This is a genomic window from Bacillus sp. FSL R5-0820 (assembly GCF_038593385.1).
Lineage (GTDB): Bacteria > Bacillota > Bacilli > Bacillales > Bacillaceae > Bacillus > Bacillus altitudinis.
On record NZ_CP151991.1, the window covers coordinates 3677589 to 3694909 of the forward strand.

The window sequence follows — 17321 nt, forward strand, 5'->3', positions numbered from 1 at the left end:
TCATTTTTTTCAGATCAATTAGAATGGCAAATCATCATCGGAGATGTCAATCGGTTTACCATCATTCGCAAATGGGTCATCATTGAAGCTATTTCCCTGATTACGATTTTGGTTGTTTTGATTGCCATATGGATTTTGACTTGGTTCATTTCCAAATGGATTCTGATCATTTTGGCTGCCGCCATAATACTGGCCTCCGCTATTACCACCGCCGCTGTATCCACCTGAACCAGCACCGCCGCTTTTAGGCTCAAGAAATTGAACACTTTCAGCTTGAACTTCTGTCACGAAGACACGTTGTCCTTGCTGGTTTTCATAGTTTCTTGTCTGCAAGCGACCGTCTACACCGGCAAGACTTCCTTTTTTCAAGAAATTAGCCACGTTCTCGGCTTGTCTTCTCCAAGTAACACAGTTAATGAAATCGGCTTCACGCTCTCCAGATTGATTCGTAAACGTACGATTCACAGCTAGAGTAAACGTGGCTACAGCCGCACCATTAGGCGTGTAGCGAAGCTCAGGGTCTTTTGTTAGTCTTCCGACCAATACAACACGGTTTAGCATATTGAAAGACCACCTTTAAATATATATTTCAATGATTTATTCTTCTTCTTTAACAACAATGTGGCGAATGATATCGTCACTGATCTTAGCTAAGCGGTCAAATTCTTGAACTGCTGCAGCGTCAGATTGAACGTTTACGATTTGGTAGAAGCCTTCACGGAAATCATTGATTTCGTATGCAAGACGACGTTTACCCCAATCCTTTGTTCCAGTGATCTCCGCACCGTTAGAAGTTAACACGTTATTAAAACGGTCGATAACTGCTTTTTTAGCCTCATCGTCAACTGTTGGGCGGATGATGTACATAACTTCGTACTTTCTCATCTGATTGCACCTCCTTTTGGTCTAAGCGGCCCTATACGGGCAAGGAGCAATAAATTATATTACTCACAATTGTATATTATAACAAATTACTTTGCCTATGACAAGAACCTATACGTTAAAACGGAAATGAATGACGTCTCCATCTTTCACTATATATTCTTTACCTTCTAAACGAACTTTTCCTGCTTCTTTTGCAGCAGACATACTTCCGCCAGCTAGTAAATCTTCATAAGCCACCGTTTCAGCACGAATAAATCCACGCTCGAAGTCCGTATGAATGATTCCAGCACATTCCGGCGCCTTCATTCCTTTTTTAAATGTCCAAGCACGTACTTCTTGCTCACCTGCTGTGAAATACGTAGCTAAGCCAAGAAGTGAATAAGACGCTTTAATCAACTGATCTAAACCTGATTCTTTGATGCCAAGCTCTTCAAGGAACATTTGCTTCTCTTCTCCTTCAAGCTCTGCAATTTCAGACTCAATCTTCGCACAAACGACGATGACTTCAGCGTTTTCGCCAGATGCAAACTCACGAATTTGCTGTACATATTCGTTTCCGTCCTGATCTGCTACTTCGTCCTCACTCACATTTGCTACATACAGAATAGGTTTTGACGTGAGTAAATGAAGCTGCTTCACAAGCTTCTGCTGCTCATCTGTAAATTCAACCGATCTTGCAGATTTTCCAGCTTCAAATGCGTCCTTCAGCTTTTCCAAAATATCAAATTCAGCTACCGCTTCCTTATCTTTTTGTTTCGCAAGCTTACTCACACGAGTTAAACGCTTTTCAACCGTTTCTAGATCAGCCAAAATCAATTCTAAATTAATCGTTTCAATATCTGACACTGGGTCAACCTTACCTGACACATGTGTAATGTTATCATCAGCAAAAGCTCTCACCACGTGACAGATCGCATCTACTTGACGAATGTGAGAAAGGAATTTATTTCCTAAACCTTCTCCTTTAGATGCACCTTTCACAATACCAGCAATATCAGTGAATTCGAAAGCAGTCGGAACTGTCTTTTTTGGCTGCACTAATTCTGTCAGTTTTTGCAAACGCTCGTCTGGAACTTCTACAATTCCGACGTTTGGATCAATGGTACAGAACGGATAGTTAGCAGACTCCGCTCCAGCCTGTGTAATTGCATTAAATAGCGTTGACTTCCCGACGTTAGGTAAGCCAACAATACCAGCTGTTAAAGCCATTCTTTCATCTCCTCTATATGAAACGTGCTCGTTATACTGCGTAATATGAACCTAGAGCAATTATAAGTAGGTTTACATGAAAAGACAAGCTAACCATCATGCATTTTCAATAGAAGAAACATTACCAAAAAGACTAAATCGGAGCTTTAAAATGAGAAATTGCATCTGTTTCTCTGAACAAAAGACAAATTTCATCAAAAAAGCATGAGGCCTACTTAAGCAGTTGGCTCCTCATGCTTGACGAGAATTTTCTTCATTTTTCGTTCAAAATCTCTTCTTGGGATCATCACGCTGTGCCCACACCCTTCGCATTTAATACGAATATCCATGCCCAAACGAATGACTTTCCACCGATTGGCGCCACATGGATGGGGTTTTTTCATTTCAACGACGTCATGTAACCCAAATGCTTTGTCTGCCATCAGCATTCACCTCTCTTGCTCACTTCATTAAATCTATTGTACAAAAAAACGACGATAGAGAGCAATGCACAAAATAAAGAGCCGCTGTCATGTATCAATCCCGTTCTTTTTTATAGAAAAAACCCTTCTTTTAGATCATTTTATTTGTGACCAATAGTTACTTAAACTCCGCTTTTTTTCAATATTGTCACAAACACTGTAGGTCAAAAGGTTTTTATTGGTAGAACGCTGTGGTTTTTCCATATTTTTTGATTTATGATATCTGCATAAATGTTATGTGAGGGAGCAGGTACGATGGTCAATCGAAAGGATAGATTAACCGACAAAGATTATAAAATCATATCCGATCACGCTGGAAACGCAGAGAATTACCAGCAGAACCATACGATAGAAGTAGGTCAGCATACGCTCACTGTCAACGATTTTCTAAAAATAGATCATCAATTATATGGTTTAACGATGCAGCAGGAACAGTCAGATGAGTTCATTGTCGCGTTTCACTGTCCTCTGCCAAAACAAATGACGGTGACATCGGCACAAGATGTTCAAACGGCTACCCAATCATTGTTAAAAACGGATTATGCCTACCCCATTGAAAGAAAATCCTTAGCCGGAAAGCAAGAACATGTCTTTTTTAAAGGGAAGGAATACATCGAGGACATCTGTCAGAAGCACCCAAATGCAGCCATCTATCTCACTGGACAAGCCCTTGCCGGTGCTGTTTGTGCTTATATTGCGACAGAACAACCAGCTGTCAAAAAAGCCATCACATTCGATAGCCCAAATATATGGAGCAGCTTGGCACCTTCCATTCAGCAAAAAGCAGTAGAAGGAAAATATACCCATGTTCTCACAGAATATATTCAACCCAATCATTATGTAGGTTTACTCAATCGCCATGATCATGGAGTTGGACAAGTCAAGTACACCGTACCGCCCCGGGAGCAGGGATCGGTCCAAGAATCCATAAAATATAAACCAAGAGAAATTGACACCTTTTTAAGATCAGCTTTTGCATCAATGAATATAGAGTGGAACGAATCATTTGATACAAATGCATTTTTAGCTCTCGTTTCAGGAGATTTTAAAGTAAATGGGTATTCATTCCATCCGAATGGAACCGCTCGTATTTTAGATGAACAGCTTGATCACAATACAAGTTTTACAGCGATGCTTTTACAAGACATCCATTCAGGCCGTGCATATGCACAAAACGGGATTGAAATTATCATAAAATCCCATTTACTAAAAAATTCATCTTATGATCTACAAAGTATTATTGAACATGAAGTACACACTGTATTTGAGAAAATAGATGGAATTGATGATAGTGTCAAAGATGCCGTCCATCATGTAAAACAAGAGCTGAAAGGACTTGTCGGCTTTGGTCACTATGATTTATTAACCCATAGCGATGTAGAAGCACTGTTAGAGGAAGTAAGGATGGAGCAGCCGCAATCATCCTTTTATTCTCATGAAAAACAACTGAATGCCTTGTACACCTTGAGAGACTACGAACAAGAACTTTCCACCCTTTCAAGACATATGTACACAATGGGTGATGACTATGCCAAGGCAGATAGACGCCTTGCGATGCAAATGGGTATTCGTTAAGAAAGGAGTCGACATATGATCAATCAAAATAAACCTCCTAGTGACGCCCAGCGTTTCTTACAAAATGTGAGTGCCCGCCGCTCCATGTCTGTATTCGAAAGTCAATCTGCACCACAAACACAATCGCAATCACCTGAAGAAATTGCCGCTATTCAGGCCATGCGCAGAGAAGGACAACGAAAAGATTTAAAGCGATTGCTGAAAATGCGGCTTCACGATGAATTGGCAAACACACGCATGCACTTGGAGTACCAATTGTCCAAAACCGAAGACATGATAAACCAGACAACCATTGTCAAACAGCACGTATCCCAGCATTTAAAGGGACAAGCCATCTCAGAAATAGAGGAACGCATGCAGCGTCTCCAGCACATGCCTGTATATGACGATATCAAGGAAGCGATTGATTCCATTCGGATAAAATAAGCACTTCTCTTTGAAAGAGAGGTGTTTATTTTATTTTATCAGTATAATTTTTAGAACGGAAAAATATCTTTTTACTTAAAATCGGATACAGCATTAAACAGACAAGCAAATAAAGATTGAGCAAGCTGTAAATCGGATACAAGAAAGCAATCAAATCAGCAAATCCAAGAGAGGTTAAAGGTGCCATCAAAAGAAGCATGATGAATACAATGAGCCAGCGGGGCATTCGTACAAAAGAGAGCATGCGGCTGGATAAACCAAATAATCCTGCAGCGGTTGTTGTATAAATCGCTAAACAAAGAACAATGGTCATAAACACAAACAATGATGTTGGTGCCCCCTCTAATACTGTAAACAAAGGAATCCCCTCTGCTGAAAGACTCCCAGAAATATCAACTAGTATTTCGTTATACACATAAGAAATGACACCAAAAATCAAACCGCTTAATATACTCGCAACTTTGGCCTCTCCAAGCCCCTTCATTTCTTTCCCCACTGAAGACAGCACCGCCACAACAGATAATATATTCAAAGAAGCAAAGACGATACTAGCAGGCCAATTGTATTGCTGGCCAAAATCAATTCTCCACATATGATCATGATTCATATAATAAAAAACAAACGCATAGATGAGCCCCGCCACCAAAATTGGTATAATGAAGGCATTCACAGATAAGAGCCCTTTCACATCCCAGAAAAAAATCATAAATGAAAATAAACAAAATGCACCGATTCCAACCCAAAATGGCACATGATACATCTCAAGTGTCACCCCGCCACCGGCAATCATGACTGTTGTTGTCGTGAATAGATAAAGAACAATTAAAATATCATACACCTTGGCCAGCCAAGGACCTACAAGACGCTCTAACACCGGCACAAAATGATCGGCACGCACCTCATAACTGATTTTTAACACCACATAGGTAGACAGCATAAACATGAGCGTAAACAGTAGAATGGCTAGTCCGCTATCAAGGCCAAAAAACTGCCATATTTCTTGACCGGAGGCATATCCCGCTCCTATCAAGCTTCCTAAAATTAAAAGCGTCCACCTTGAACCAGCCTTCCACACAATCATCACCTCATAGGTATAGAATTAAGCTTGTTTCCGTATACTGATACTAACTACTATGACAAGGAAGTGAGACCTATGAATAGCAAGAACGGTCTTTTTTTAAGAAATAGGGTGAAAGAATACGTGTCCCATACGGATACAAATGCCATTCAGCAGCTTAAAAGTATTTTATTCTCGCATCTTCAGAAAGCAGGAAAAAGACCCGTTGCCATCGTCTGCATAGGAACAGACCGCTCAACCGGTGACTCTCTAGGTCCACTTGTAGGAACAAAGCTTTCAAGTCTTGATTTAAAAAAGCTGCATGTATACGGCACTCTCTCTGACCCAGTGCATGCGGTCAATTTAAAGGAAAAGCTCGCTGAAATTGAACAAGCTCATAAACATCCATTTATCGTAGCCGTTGATGCCTGTTTAGGTAGAGTGAAAAGTGTAGGATCGTTTCAAATTGGAGAAGGACCGTTAAAGCCCGGTGCAGGTGTGCAAAAAGAGCTGCCAGAAGTAGGCAATATTCATATTAATGGAATCGTCAACGTGAGCGGTTTTATGGAATACTTCGTTCTCCAAAACACACGTCTTCATCTTGTAATGTCTATGGCCAATACACTTTCTGAAAGTCTATCCCACATTGATCAAATGGATTGGACGAGAGAAAAAAGCCGTTCTCTTTTCACCCCTATTCAAAATATCACGGGAAGAATATAAAAAAGACCATCTCATATCAAGATGGTCATTCCGATGATTCTCTCGTAGAAAGCAATTCAAGGATTCTTTCTAAATCTTCATTTGAGAGAAATTCAATCTCAATTTTCCCTTTTTTCTTCTGTTTCTTGATCGTCACTGAAGTACCAAAGTAATTTTGTAAGAAAGATTCTCTTTCTTTCAACACGCGATCCTTTGGTGCTTCTTTTTTCTTTGTTTCACGTGGAACATTTTCATTTAATTGCTGAACAAGTTTCTCAACCTGACGGACATTTAATCCTTCGTCCACGACCTTCTTTACCAATGGCGCCAGCTTCTTTTTGTTTTTCAAACTAAGCAGCGTGCGTCCATGTCCCATGGATAATGTTCCATCCGCAATCAGCTTCTGTACTTCATCCGGTAATGTTAATAAACGAAGGTGGTTCGCAATATGCGGTCTGCTTTTGCCTAATCGCTTGGCTAATTCCTCCTGAGTCACACTTAAGTGATCTAGTAAGGAGGCATAGGCTTCCGCTTCCTCTAATGGAGATAAATCCTCGCGCTGTAAGTTTTCTAAAAGAGCGATCTCCCTCATCAGTGTTTCTGAAAATTCCCTGACGATCGCAGGAATCGTTGTCAAACCAGCTTGTTGTGCTGCACGGAAACGGCGTTCTCCCGCGACAATGTCATATCCCTTAATGGACTTACGAACAATAATCGGCTGTAAAACACCATGCTGCTGAATCGATTCTTTGAGATCAGACAATGCATCATCATCAAACGTTTTCCTTGGCTGATAAGGGTTCGGGCGCAAATCCTTCAACTTAATTTCTTCGACAGTTTCTTCATTGGAATCCACATTGTTAAATAGCGCATTAATACCCTTTCCAAGACCTTTAGCCATTCGCATCCACTTCCTTTGCTAAGTCTAAATAGACATCTGCACCTCTTGAACGTGGATCATACAAGATAATAGGTTTCCCATGACTAGGCGCTTCACTTAGTCTCACATTTCTCGGAATCACGGTCTGATAGACTTTATCTCTAAAGTATTTTTTTACTTCTTCGATGACTTGGATTCCAAGATTTGTTCTTGCATCCAGCATTGTCAGTAAGACACCTTCAATGGCAAGGTCGGTATTTAGATGTTTCTGCACAAGACGAACCGTATTCAACAATTGACTCAATCCTTCAAGCGCATAATATTCACACTGAACCGGTATTAAAACAGAATCGGATGCAGTTAACGCATTAATCGTCAGTAATCCAAGCGATGGCGGGCAGTCAATAATCATATAATCATAATTTTGCTTCACAGATTCAAGTGCTCTTTTCAGCCTCACTTCACGTGAGATCGTAGGCACAAGCTCAATTTCCGCCCCTGCAAGCTGTATCGTCGCAGGAATGACATCAAGATTTTCGACCTCTGTCGTCTTAATCACATCAAGTACATCTGCATCGTCTACTAAAATATCGTACACGCACTTCTCTACGTCGGCCTTCTCAATCCCAATACCACTCGTGGCATTTCCCTGCGGATCAATATCAACTAACAACACTCGTTTTCCTATGTATGCTAAACACGCACCCAAATTAACAGAAGTTGTCGTCTTCCCAACGCCGCCCTTCTGGTTGGTAATCGCTATGATTTTCCCCACGATGTCACCCACTTTCAACTTAACAAGTTTCTCATTCATTCATACTTCCTATTCTATCAAAAAAAGTATGAAACGTTTGCTTTTTTTGTTCCCCCATTATAAATTCGTGAATGAATCTGTGTTTCCGTACATGAATAGATGCATAAAAATACGCTTTAAAGATATATTAATATATCTTTTGAAGAAAATAACGAGACAAAAAACCCCCACTTTCATAAAAGTGAGGGAGATACAATCAAAAGTTTAGCCCGCCAATTTTTCGGCCTTCACTTACAATGACTTTAGGTGTCACTGTTTTATAGTTCTTCTTTTTCAAAAACCCATAGGGTGCTTTAATGGTAAATGTGGCATGTCCAACAGCGTCCCCGGTTTTCGCATAAGCCTGCCATACAATCTTTGAACAATAAGTAGGGTCCAAGGATTGAATAGACATAGTGATCGAATATCGAGCCTTCGGATGGTCTTTCACGTAATCATGCGCCCAATCCCCTGCTAAATCTGCCTTTTCCTGATGATTAATCCGAATCACCTTTGTATTGGCACTATAGCGAAACCAGCTTTGAATCGAATCTATATTTGGATGCTGCCGGAACCCAGGAATGGATGCATAGCTTTTCTCATTAATGACGATGCCTGCATGACCAATTAAACCATTCAAAGCACCAGTGCTCGTCACCAATATATCCCCTTTTTGAGGCATAATATCGGTTCCAGGATACGGTTTACCAAAAAGATGGCGAATGGTATTCGGCCTTTCATCCGTTACCATTTCATCCTGTTTGTTTTGCCTTAAACCATAGTTCTCCAAATCATCATCAGCTGTGATTACATCGATCGCATCGTCCTGAGACGCTTGCTCTTGATTTAATTGTTGAACCGTTACATCTGTCGAAACCACACCTTGTTTCTTCAGAGTACTCAGTTCTTCTTTCGTAATCGTTTCTTCCGCTGAATGAGTATCATGATTTGTTGACGTGCTCACAGCAAACACAGTCGTTTCATTTGAAAAAAGAGAAAAAGAGATTAGTAAATAACAGATAATAGCAAAAACAGTCTTTTTCATTTTCATCAGTTATATGTCACCTCCCTTCTACTATGAAAATCATATTTTACCAATTAATTAATAATAAGTAAATATCATGAATTGAAGGGAGAGAAAGACAAAAAAGCTGACGAGTAATGCTCATCAGCTTCTTTCTATTTAGGAATTCGAATCGTTAATTGGATATATTCCTCAAATTCTTCTTCCTCGGTATTTATTTTAAGTCCGCTGTCTTCTACCATGTGGAGAGACTGACGAATGGTATTCATCGCAATTCGCGTATCTCGGCTAAACGCCTTACGTTTCGGCTTCGGTTTGCGATCTGTTTTTTGTTCAAGCATCTTCACTACACGCTCTTCAGTCTGTTTCACATTCAGCTGCTTTTCGATGATTTCCTGCAACAGCGTGATCTGTAATTCTGGCAGCTTTAGAGGTACAAGTGAACGGGCATGTCTCTCTGAGATTTTTTTCTCCAAAATGGCTTGCTGTACCTCTTCAGGCAACTTTAAAAGTCTTAGTTTGTTTGCAACAGTCGATTGTCCCTTACCTAAACGCTGAGCAAGCGCTTCTTGCGTTAAATCATGAAGCTCTAGAAGACGTGCATAAGCATGAGCCTCTTCAATTGCAGACAGCTCTTCTCTTTGCAAATTTTCAATCAATGCCACAGATGCCGTTTCCGTATCAGTAAAATCTTTTATAATAGCGGGGATCTTCTCCCATTGAAGAGTTTGTACCGCTCTCCAACGTCTTTCGCCGGCGATCAGTTCATATTTTCCTTCTTCTTCTGTTGGTCTAACAACAATCGGTTGAATAATGCCATGGGTATGAATGGTTGTGGCCAGCTCTTGTATCTTTTCTTCTGAAAAAATGGTGCGTGGCTGAAAACGGTTAGGCATAATTGTGTCGACCGGGAGCTCCTGTATCTCTTCCTTTAATGTTTCATGCTCAGCAATCTCTGCCTCTATTTCGGTATCACGCTCAGGATGTTCTTTGTCACCAAGCCCGAAGAAGCGTGAGAGTGAATGCTTCATGAACCTACACCACCTTTAAAAACTACCTTTTTATAATTCTATTTTCTCATGTTTTTTCCTTCTGTAAAATCATAAATATTGAAGAAAAACCGACCTTTTACATGATCAACCCTCTATTGGCGATTTATTAGGTGTTCCTGGTTTTCTAGGATATTTTTTTGGTGTTTGTTTTTTCTTTTCAATGACAATGATGTTCCGTTCGCTTTCTTCTAAAGGAAGAACAAAGGAATGCTTTTCAACAACCTCTCCTCCGAGGACAGTAACGGCTTTTTTTCCTGCTTGCATCTCTTCATCTGCAGCAGATGCTTTTAATGCAACAAACAAACCTTCCTTTTTCACAAGAGGCAGGCATAGTTCGCTTAAGACAGATAAGCGCGCAACTGCTCTAGCGGTGACAAGGTCATAGCTTTCACGCTGATCTTTACGTTGTCCAAAGGTCTCCGCACGATCATGATAAAAAGTAGTATCTTGTAAGTTTAACCCTTTTGCTAACTCATTGAGAAACGTAATGCGTTTCTGGAGAGAATCAACAATGGTCACATGTAGATGAGGGAAACAAATTTTAAGAGGAATGCTTGGAAAACCAGCACCAGCTCCAATATCACAAATTGTTGTCACATTGTGAAAATCAATAAAAAATGCTGCTGATATCGAGTCATAAAAATGCTTTAAATATACTTCTTCCTTTTCTGTAATGGACGTTAAATTCATCTTCTCGTTCCATTCTACAAGCATATGGAAGTAAGTTTCAAATTGTTCAAGCTGCACTGGAGAAAGAGTGATCCCTTTCTCCTCTAGTGCTGCTGTAAATTGTTCAATGTTCATGCCGACATCCTTTCTACTCTGCTATCTTCGCAATACGTCCCTGCTCCAAATACACTAAAAGGATAGAAATATCAGCAGGGTTAACGCCTGAAATACGAGAAGCCTGTGCAACAGAAAGCGGTCGGACTTCTTTTAGCTTTTGCTTCGCTTCAGTTGCAATCCCTTTGATGGCATCATAATCGATTCGATCCGGAATCTTTTTGTTTTCCATCTTTTTCAGCTTTTCAACTTGTTGGAGCGACTTTTCAATATAACCTTCATATTTAATTTGAATCTCTACCTGTTCACACACATCAGCAGGAAGCGGTGTGTCAGCAGGAGCTAGTTTCACAACAGATTCATAGTTCATCTCTGGACGCTTCATCAGATCACTAGCGCGAATACCATCCTTCAATTCACTTCCACCAAGAGAACGGATATATTCCTGTGTCTCTGCTGTAGGTTTAATAATGACAGAATATAAACGTTTTTTCTCTGCTTCAATAGCCTCTTTTTTCTGTGTGAATGCTTGGAATCTCTCTTCAGAAATTAGACCAATGTTATATCCAAGTTCCGTTAATCTTAAATCAGCATTGTCATGACGCAGAAGTAAGCGGTACTCTGCACGAGAAGTTAAAAGACGGTAAGGTTCATTTGTACCCTTCGTGACAAGATCATCAATGAGAACACCGATATATGCATCAGATCGGCTTAAAATGACTTCTTCTTTACCCAATGCTTTTCTTCCTGCATTGATACCTGCCATAATTCCTTGACCTGCAGCTTCCTCATAACCAGAGGTACCATTAATTTGGCCAGCTGTATATAATCCAGAAATTTTCTTCGTCTCAAGTGTCGGCCACAATTGTGTAGGCACAATCGCATCATACTCAATGGCATAACCCGCTCGCATCATTTGTACATTTTCAAGCCCTGGAATGGTTGACAGCATTCGCTGCTGTACATCCTCTGGCAGACTTGTAGATAAACCTTGAACATACACTTCTTGCGTATTACGGCCTTCTGGCTCTAAGAAAATTTGATGTCTCGGTTTATCATTAAAACGAACCACCTTATCCTCAATAGACGGGCAGTATCTAGGACCTGTTCCTTTAATCATACCTGAATACATAGGAGAACGGTGAAGATTCTCATCAATAATTTGATGAGTCTCTAAACTCGTGTATGTTAACCAGCATGGTAATTGATCTGTAATATATTCCACAGTTTCATAAGAAAACGCACGTGGTACATCGTCACCTGGTTGAATTTCCGTCTTACTATAATCAATCGAGTGGCTGTTTACTCGAGGTGGTGTCCCAGTTTTAAAGCGAACCAAATCGAATCCTAATTCTGCTAGATGATCCGATAATTTAATGGAAGGCTGCTGATTATTAGGACCGCTTGAATAAGAAAGATCTCCTAAAATAATGCGGCCTTTTAAGAAAGTACCAGTCGTTAGAACAACAGACTTCGCGCGATAATTTGCACCTGTTTGAGTCACAACACCTTTACATTCATCATCTTCTACAATTAAATGGTCTACCATCCCTTGCAGCATTGTTAGGTTTGGTTCATTTTCCATTGTTTTTTTCATTTCGTGCTGATATTGAAACTTATCTGCTTGCGCTCTTAACGCACGGACAGCAGGTCCTTTCCCAGTATTCAGCATACGCATTTGAATATGTGTCTTATCTATATTTCGTGCCATTTCTCCGCCTAGCGCATCAATTTCTCTGACGACAATCCCTTTAGCGGGACCTCCTACGGACGGATTACATGGCATAAAAGCAACCATATCGAGATTGATGGTCAATACAAGTGTTTTGGCGCCCTGTCTTGCAGAAGCAAGAGCAGCCTCAACACCAGCATGACCGGCACCGACGACGATTACATCATATTGGCCAGCTTCATAACCCATTTCTTTTGTTCCTCCCTTTACTTTCCTAAACAGAATTGAGAGAATAACTGATCAATTAAGCTTTCATGAACAGCATCCCCAATAATTTCACCTAGCTGCTCCCAACAGCGTGTTAAATCTATTTGAACAATGTCGATCGGTACATCCATTTCAATTCCTTCTAGAGCATCCTCAATCGATTGTTTTGCTTCTTGAAGGAGCGCAATATGCCTAGTATTGCTTACATACGTTAAATCTCCACTTTCAATTGAGCCAGTGAAGAATAAAGATTGAATGGCCATTTCAAGCTCATCAATCCCTTTTTCTTGTAATAAAGATGTTGTCACGACTGGACGATCTTTCGCTAACTCTTTTACTTTTTCTACATCAAGTTTAGGCTCAAGATCAGTCTTATTGACAATCACAATAATATCCATACCCGAGACAGCCTCAAATAGCTTAATATCTTCCTCAGATAACTCTTCACTATAATTGAGCACAAGTAAAATCAGGTCAGCTTCTTTTAAGACCTGTCTTGATCGTTCGACCCCAATACGCTCAACAATGTCTTCAGTCTCACGTATACCTGCAGTATCTACTAAACGGAGCGGCACTCCTCTTACATTCACATATTCCTCGATGACATCTCTGGTTGTTCCAGGAATATCGGTCACAATCGCCTTTGTTTCCTGAACAAGACTATTTAATAAGGAAGACTTCCCAACATTTGGCCTTCCAATAATAACAGTAGATAAACCCTCACGTAGGATTTTCCCCTGCTGTGAAGTCGTTAGAAGCGATTCAATTTCCTTTTTCACAGATGTCGCCTTTTCAACTAAGACTCGATGTGTCATTTCTTCCACATCGTCATACTCTGGATAATCAATATTCACTTCTACATGGGCAAGTGTCTCCAATATCTCACCACGAAGACGTTTAATCAAACCGGAGAGACGTCCCTCCATTTGAGTCATTGCGACATTCATCGCACGGTCAGTCTTTGCACGAATCAAGTCCATTACGGCTTCTGCTTGTGACAAGTCGATTCTTCCATTTAGGAAAGCACGTTTTGTAAACTCACCTGGCTCCGCTAATCTCGCTCCTTCTTTTAAAGCAAGCTGCAAGACTTTATTGACCGTGACAATTCCGCCATGGCAGTTGATCTCAATAACGTCTTCTCTCGTAAATGTTTTTGGTGCTCTTAATACAGACACCATGACCTCTTCTATCACTTGCTCGGTACTTGAATCTACAATATGACCATAATGAATTGTATGAGAATCCACTGATACAAGTTTTTTCTCCTTAGGCCCCTTATACATGCGATCAGCAATCTGAACTGCATCAGGCCCACTTAAACGTATAATGGCAATTGCCCCTTCACCCATTGGTGTAGAAATTGCTGCAATTGTATCCACCGCTCATTCACCTCTTTCTCTATTCAATAGACAGTCTTATATCTATTAAATGGACGTTGTCCATCTCTATATCAAAAACGCTTAATCCAAAATTTAAAGATACCATAAATGCATGCGAAGCGAAAGTAGCCCACATTTAATTATCCACAGTTTTGCACCCTGTCTATTTTAACACTTAACTTATCCACATGTGAATAACGACGTTCTAAACTTGTCTTCACATCTTACACCTAAATCCAATAAATTAAAACGCCCTTCTCCCTTTGCAACTAAGGGAAAATGACGTTTTCGATCTAAATAACACACTAACTTTTTAGAAATAAAGGAGGAATCTACTATTAAAAGGTAATTTTTCAATAAAAAAAGACTAAAATCCAGCTTTGCTGAATCTTAGCCTTTCTGCTATTTTTTATACATCACCACAACATGACGCTTGCTGCCTGTATCTTCGGATGCCGTGGCAAGTTCTTTAGAAAATGCTGCAATCGTATCATGAACGACTTTTCGTTCATTCGAAGGCATCGGTTCTAAATGAACCTTTCTCTTCGTTTTTAAAACACGGTTTGCCGTTTTGATTGCATATTGTTCAAGTGCTTCTTGTCGTTTCTTCCTATAATCTCCAATATCAATTGTAATATGATGATACTGATCAGAATAACGATTAAACACTAACTGCACCAAGGTTTCTAAAGAGTACAGTGTTTGTCCTCTTTTTCCAATCATTAATGAAGTTTTGTCTCCATTAATGTGAAAAGAAATCTTTTTCGTTTCTTTTTTCGAAACAATATTTGCTTTAGGATCAATTGATTTAACAATTTTATCTAAATACTGTGTTGCTAATTTGAGCGCATCTCGCTTTTCTACTAACTTGACAACAGCTTGTCTTTTACCAAATAATCCTAAAAACCCTTTGTTTCCTTCATCTACTATTGTGATATCTACTTCTTCTTGTAGTAGTTGAATTTGTTTCAGTCCGGAATCTACTGCTTCTTCGACTGTGCGACCGACAGCAGTTATTTCCTTCATTTTTTGTTCCCGCCAGCTTTTTCTTTTGTATCAACTTTTACTTGAGGTGTTTTAATGACCAAAGTTTGAATGATCATGAAAATGTTACCTACAACCCAGTACAGTGAAAGTGCCGCTGGGAAACTGATTGCAAATACAATGATCATAATTGGCATCACCCAAAGCATAATCGCCATTTGAGGGTTGTCCGAAGGATTTCCAGCCATCATTAGCTTCTGCTGGATAAAAGTAGCTACACCTGCAATAATCGGTAGCAGGAATAATGGATCTGGACTGCCTAAGTCAAACCATAAGAAAGTATGCTTCTTGATTTCAGCTGTTCTCATGATCGCATGATAAAAACCAATTAAGATTGGCATTTGAATTAAGATTGGGAAACACCCTGCTAATGGATTTACACCATTCTTTTGGAAAAGAGCCATTGTTTCCTGTTGAAGCTGCTGCTGTGTTTTCTGGTCTTTTGAGCTATATTTTTCACGAAGCTTCTTTAGTTCTGGCTGAAGTGCTTGCATTGCTTTTGTACTTCTTAACTGTTTAATCATTAATGGTAAAATGAGCAAACGAATCAAAAGAGTTACAATAATAATCGCTACACCATAGTTTTCACCAGTTAAGTTTGCCATATAAGTGATTAATTGAGATAGCGGGTATACAATGTAAGAATTCCAGAATCCCTTACTATCTGATGTGATTGGTTCATTGATTTGTGTACATCCTGCCAATAGAACCAACACGCCAATCAAGCTAAATATTAGTAATAATCGCCTTTTCAACAAGATTCCTCCCATTACTTCAAACTTTATTTAAGTTGGAATTGATTACGAAAGTGACTCACCTAATCAGTATGGTAACATTTTTTCATTACAAAGTGGTGGTTTCATTTTAATTCACTAGATGAAGGAAGCGCTTTTAAAAATTGATTCAACGAAAGTTTCTATTACGAAGACTTTTTCGGTTGTTGTTGATAAACAGCGGATTTTCTAAATAAATGCTGGAGAGACTTCTTTGTTTCTTCAAAGGTCAATTCGCTTGCTGGTTTTCGTGCGATAACAATGTAGTCTTTTTCTTGCTTTAGCTTATGACCTTCCTCTAAGAACACCTGACGGATTAGTCGTTTAATCCGGTTTCTTATCACTGCATTCCCTATCTTCTTACTGACAGACAATCCTAAACGCAGTTCTTCTTGATTTGGTTGGTCCAGCTGATAAATGACGAATTGGCGATTAGCCATTGATTGACCTTTTTTGAACACTGTTTGAAACTCTTCATTTTTTTTTAGCCTGTTTCGCTTCTTCATGTTTTCTTCCACTCCGATAAAAACTGACAGTTCATTTACGATTTTATGTAAAAAAGACCACTGACATTATTCAGTGGCCTAAGCTGATAATTTTTTTCTACCTTTGCTGCGGCGTCGCTTTAAAACTAGACGTCCGTTTTTAGAACTCATACGGCTGCGGAAGCCATGAACTTTACTACGCTTACGGTTATTTGGTTGAAACGTTCTTTTCATTTATGACACCTCCCTGAGGAATAGCTGTTTAAGACAGTCTAACTCATTATATTTGTGTAACCCATCGATTGTCAATATCAATGATAAAACTCTTATTATCAACCTTATAAGCATAACACAAGTTATCAAGTGAAGAAACCTTCTTTTTTAGTTTCCAGCATTTTATTCTTTTTTTCCTTCAAAAAAACCTTCAAAACAAGGTTGTGGATATTTTTCCGGCATATTTTGACTATCCACATCCATTATCGACATTTTTTTCACACAAATAACCTATGTGGATAATTATTTTTCAACAGGATGTAAAGTGTGTGGATAAGTTTGTGACACCCATTGCACCATCTTGTTTATTTTGATATTATATTTGTGTTTTAACTCTTAATTACTTATCTGGCCTATTTATCTTATCCACAATTTGTGGATAACCTGTGGAAAGTTATTACACAGCTTGTTGAATTGTTTATCCACAACCTGTGTAATTTGTCGAAAAGACGTTTTTCTACTATATTAATTGTTTTCAACAAAGTATGTGCACGAATGGTGATGACCATTTGCTCTTTTTCGTGTTCTATAACAGTTTGATACTGGTCATTTTAAAAAGAAAAGGAGGGGGGAGAAGCCTT

Annotated in this window: 19 protein-coding genes; 3 read left to right on the plus strand and 16 right to left on the minus strand. The window is 39.4% G+C overall.

The features are described 5' to 3' along the window. Positions 1-18 precede the first annotated feature (18 nt). The 4 genes from ssbA to NST15_RS18985 all read right to left on the minus strand — a co-directional run bounded on the left by ssbA (position 19) and on the right by NST15_RS18985 (position 2516). Positions 19-561, minus strand: coding sequence for a single-stranded DNA-binding protein SsbA (gene ssbA, locus NST15_RS18970; RefSeq protein ID WP_007497456.1), 543 nt, complete (start codon positions 559-561; stop codon positions 19-21). Positions 562-597: 36 nt separating this feature from the next. Continuing rightward, a complete protein-coding gene (gene rpsF, locus NST15_RS18975; RefSeq protein WP_008347557.1) occupies positions 598-885 on the minus strand; it encodes a 30S ribosomal protein S6 in 288 nt (95 codons plus the stop codon). Positions 886-993: 108 nt separating this feature from the next. Beyond that, on the minus strand, positions 994-2094 hold the full coding sequence (gene ychF, locus NST15_RS18980) for a redox-regulated ATPase YchF (RefSeq protein ID WP_007497458.1): 1101 nt from the start codon (positions 2092-2094) through the stop codon (positions 994-996). A 215-nt stretch (positions 2095-2309) separates the two neighbouring features. After that, on the minus strand, positions 2310-2516 hold the full coding sequence (locus tag NST15_RS18985) for a DUF951 domain-containing protein (RefSeq protein WP_008347561.1): 207 nt from the start codon (positions 2514-2516) through the stop codon (positions 2310-2312). A 294-nt stretch (positions 2517-2810) separates the two neighbouring features. Between NST15_RS18985 and NST15_RS18990 the strand changes: the two genes are divergently transcribed. After that, positions 2811-4130: a hydrolase gene (locus NST15_RS18990; protein WP_252224746.1), complete on the plus strand. Its 1320-nt coding sequence runs from the start codon at positions 2811-2813 to the stop codon at positions 4128-4130. A gap of 15 nt (positions 4131-4145) precedes the next feature. Then, positions 4146-4556 carry a hypothetical protein gene (locus NST15_RS18995; RefSeq protein WP_035390143.1) on the plus strand — a complete coding sequence of 137 codons (411 nt, stop codon included), beginning with the start codon at positions 4146-4148 and terminating at the stop codon, positions 4554-4556. A gap of 25 nt (positions 4557-4581) precedes the next feature. Here the strand turns inward: NST15_RS18995 and NST15_RS19000 are convergent, their stop codons facing one another. After that, the gene (locus NST15_RS19000; protein ID WP_080964591.1) at positions 4582-5637 is read right to left on the minus strand and encodes a hypothetical protein; all 1056 of its coding nucleotides are present in this window, start codon (positions 5635-5637) and stop codon (positions 4582-4584) included. A gap of 72 nt (positions 5638-5709) precedes the next feature. Between NST15_RS19000 and yyaC the strand changes: the two genes are divergently transcribed. Next, positions 5710-6336 carry a spore protease YyaC gene (gene yyaC / locus NST15_RS19005; protein ID WP_025208343.1) on the plus strand — a complete coding sequence of 209 codons (627 nt, stop codon included), beginning with the start codon at positions 5710-5712 and terminating at the stop codon, positions 6334-6336. A 25-nt stretch (positions 6337-6361) separates the two neighbouring features. Here the strand turns inward: yyaC and NST15_RS19010 are convergent, their stop codons facing one another. The 11 genes from NST15_RS19010 to rpmH all read right to left on the minus strand — a co-directional run bounded on the left by NST15_RS19010 (position 6362) and on the right by rpmH (position 16701). Further along, positions 6362-7216 (minus strand): ParB/RepB/Spo0J family partition protein, encoded by an 855-nt coding sequence (locus tag NST15_RS19010; protein WP_035704116.1) that lies wholly within the window; start codon positions 7214-7216, stop codon positions 6362-6364. Further along, a complete protein-coding gene (gene soj / locus NST15_RS19015) occupies positions 7209-7970 on the minus strand; it encodes a sporulation initiation inhibitor protein Soj (RefSeq protein WP_008360890.1) in 762 nt (253 codons plus the stop codon). The genes NST15_RS19010 and soj overlap by 8 nt, the downstream gene beginning before the upstream one ends. Before the next feature lie 235 nt (positions 7971-8205). After that, complete coding sequence (locus tag NST15_RS19020; protein ID WP_048001990.1) at positions 8206-9039, minus strand: YiiX/YebB-like N1pC/P60 family cysteine hydrolase; 834 nt, start codon at positions 9037-9039, stop codon at positions 8206-8208. Between the two features lie 128 nt (positions 9040-9167). Beyond that, complete coding sequence (gene noc, locus NST15_RS19025; protein WP_024718432.1) at positions 9168-10043, minus strand: nucleoid occlusion protein; 876 nt, start codon at positions 10041-10043, stop codon at positions 9168-9170. A gap of 105 nt (positions 10044-10148) precedes the next feature. After that, a complete protein-coding gene (gene rsmG, locus NST15_RS19030; protein ID WP_007497477.1) occupies positions 10149-10868 on the minus strand; it encodes a 16S rRNA (guanine(527)-N(7))-methyltransferase RsmG in 720 nt (239 codons plus the stop codon). A gap of 13 nt (positions 10869-10881) precedes the next feature. Beyond that, on the minus strand, positions 10882-12768 hold the full coding sequence (gene mnmG, locus NST15_RS19035) for a tRNA uridine-5-carboxymethylaminomethyl(34) synthesis enzyme MnmG (protein ID WP_039169033.1): 1887 nt from the start codon (positions 12766-12768) through the stop codon (positions 10882-10884). A 17-nt stretch (positions 12769-12785) separates the two neighbouring features. Then, positions 12786-14165, minus strand: a complete 1380-nt coding sequence (gene mnmE / locus NST15_RS19040; protein ID WP_017359868.1) for a tRNA uridine-5-carboxymethylaminomethyl(34) synthesis GTPase MnmE — start codon at positions 14163-14165, stop codon at positions 12786-12788. Between the two features lie 402 nt (positions 14166-14567). Then, the gene (gene jag / locus NST15_RS19045; RefSeq protein WP_057078773.1) at positions 14568-15191 is read right to left on the minus strand and encodes an RNA-binding cell elongation regulator Jag/EloR; all 624 of its coding nucleotides are present in this window, start codon (positions 15189-15191) and stop codon (positions 14568-14570) included. Next, the gene (gene spoIIIJ / locus NST15_RS19050; RefSeq protein ID WP_089374159.1) at positions 15188-15970 is read right to left on the minus strand and encodes a YidC family membrane integrase SpoIIIJ; all 783 of its coding nucleotides are present in this window, start codon (positions 15968-15970) and stop codon (positions 15188-15190) included. Before spoIIIJ ends, jag begins: the two co-directional genes overlap by 4 nt. Positions 15971-16128: 158 nt before the next feature. Continuing rightward, positions 16129-16488 (minus strand): ribonuclease P protein component, encoded by a 360-nt coding sequence (gene rnpA / locus NST15_RS19055; RefSeq protein WP_008347592.1) that lies wholly within the window; start codon positions 16486-16488, stop codon positions 16129-16131. A 78-nt stretch (positions 16489-16566) separates the two neighbouring features. Continuing rightward, positions 16567-16701, minus strand: coding sequence for a 50S ribosomal protein L34 (gene rpmH / locus NST15_RS19060; protein ID WP_008360908.1), 135 nt, complete (start codon positions 16699-16701; stop codon positions 16567-16569). Positions 16702-17321 lie beyond the last annotated feature (620 nt).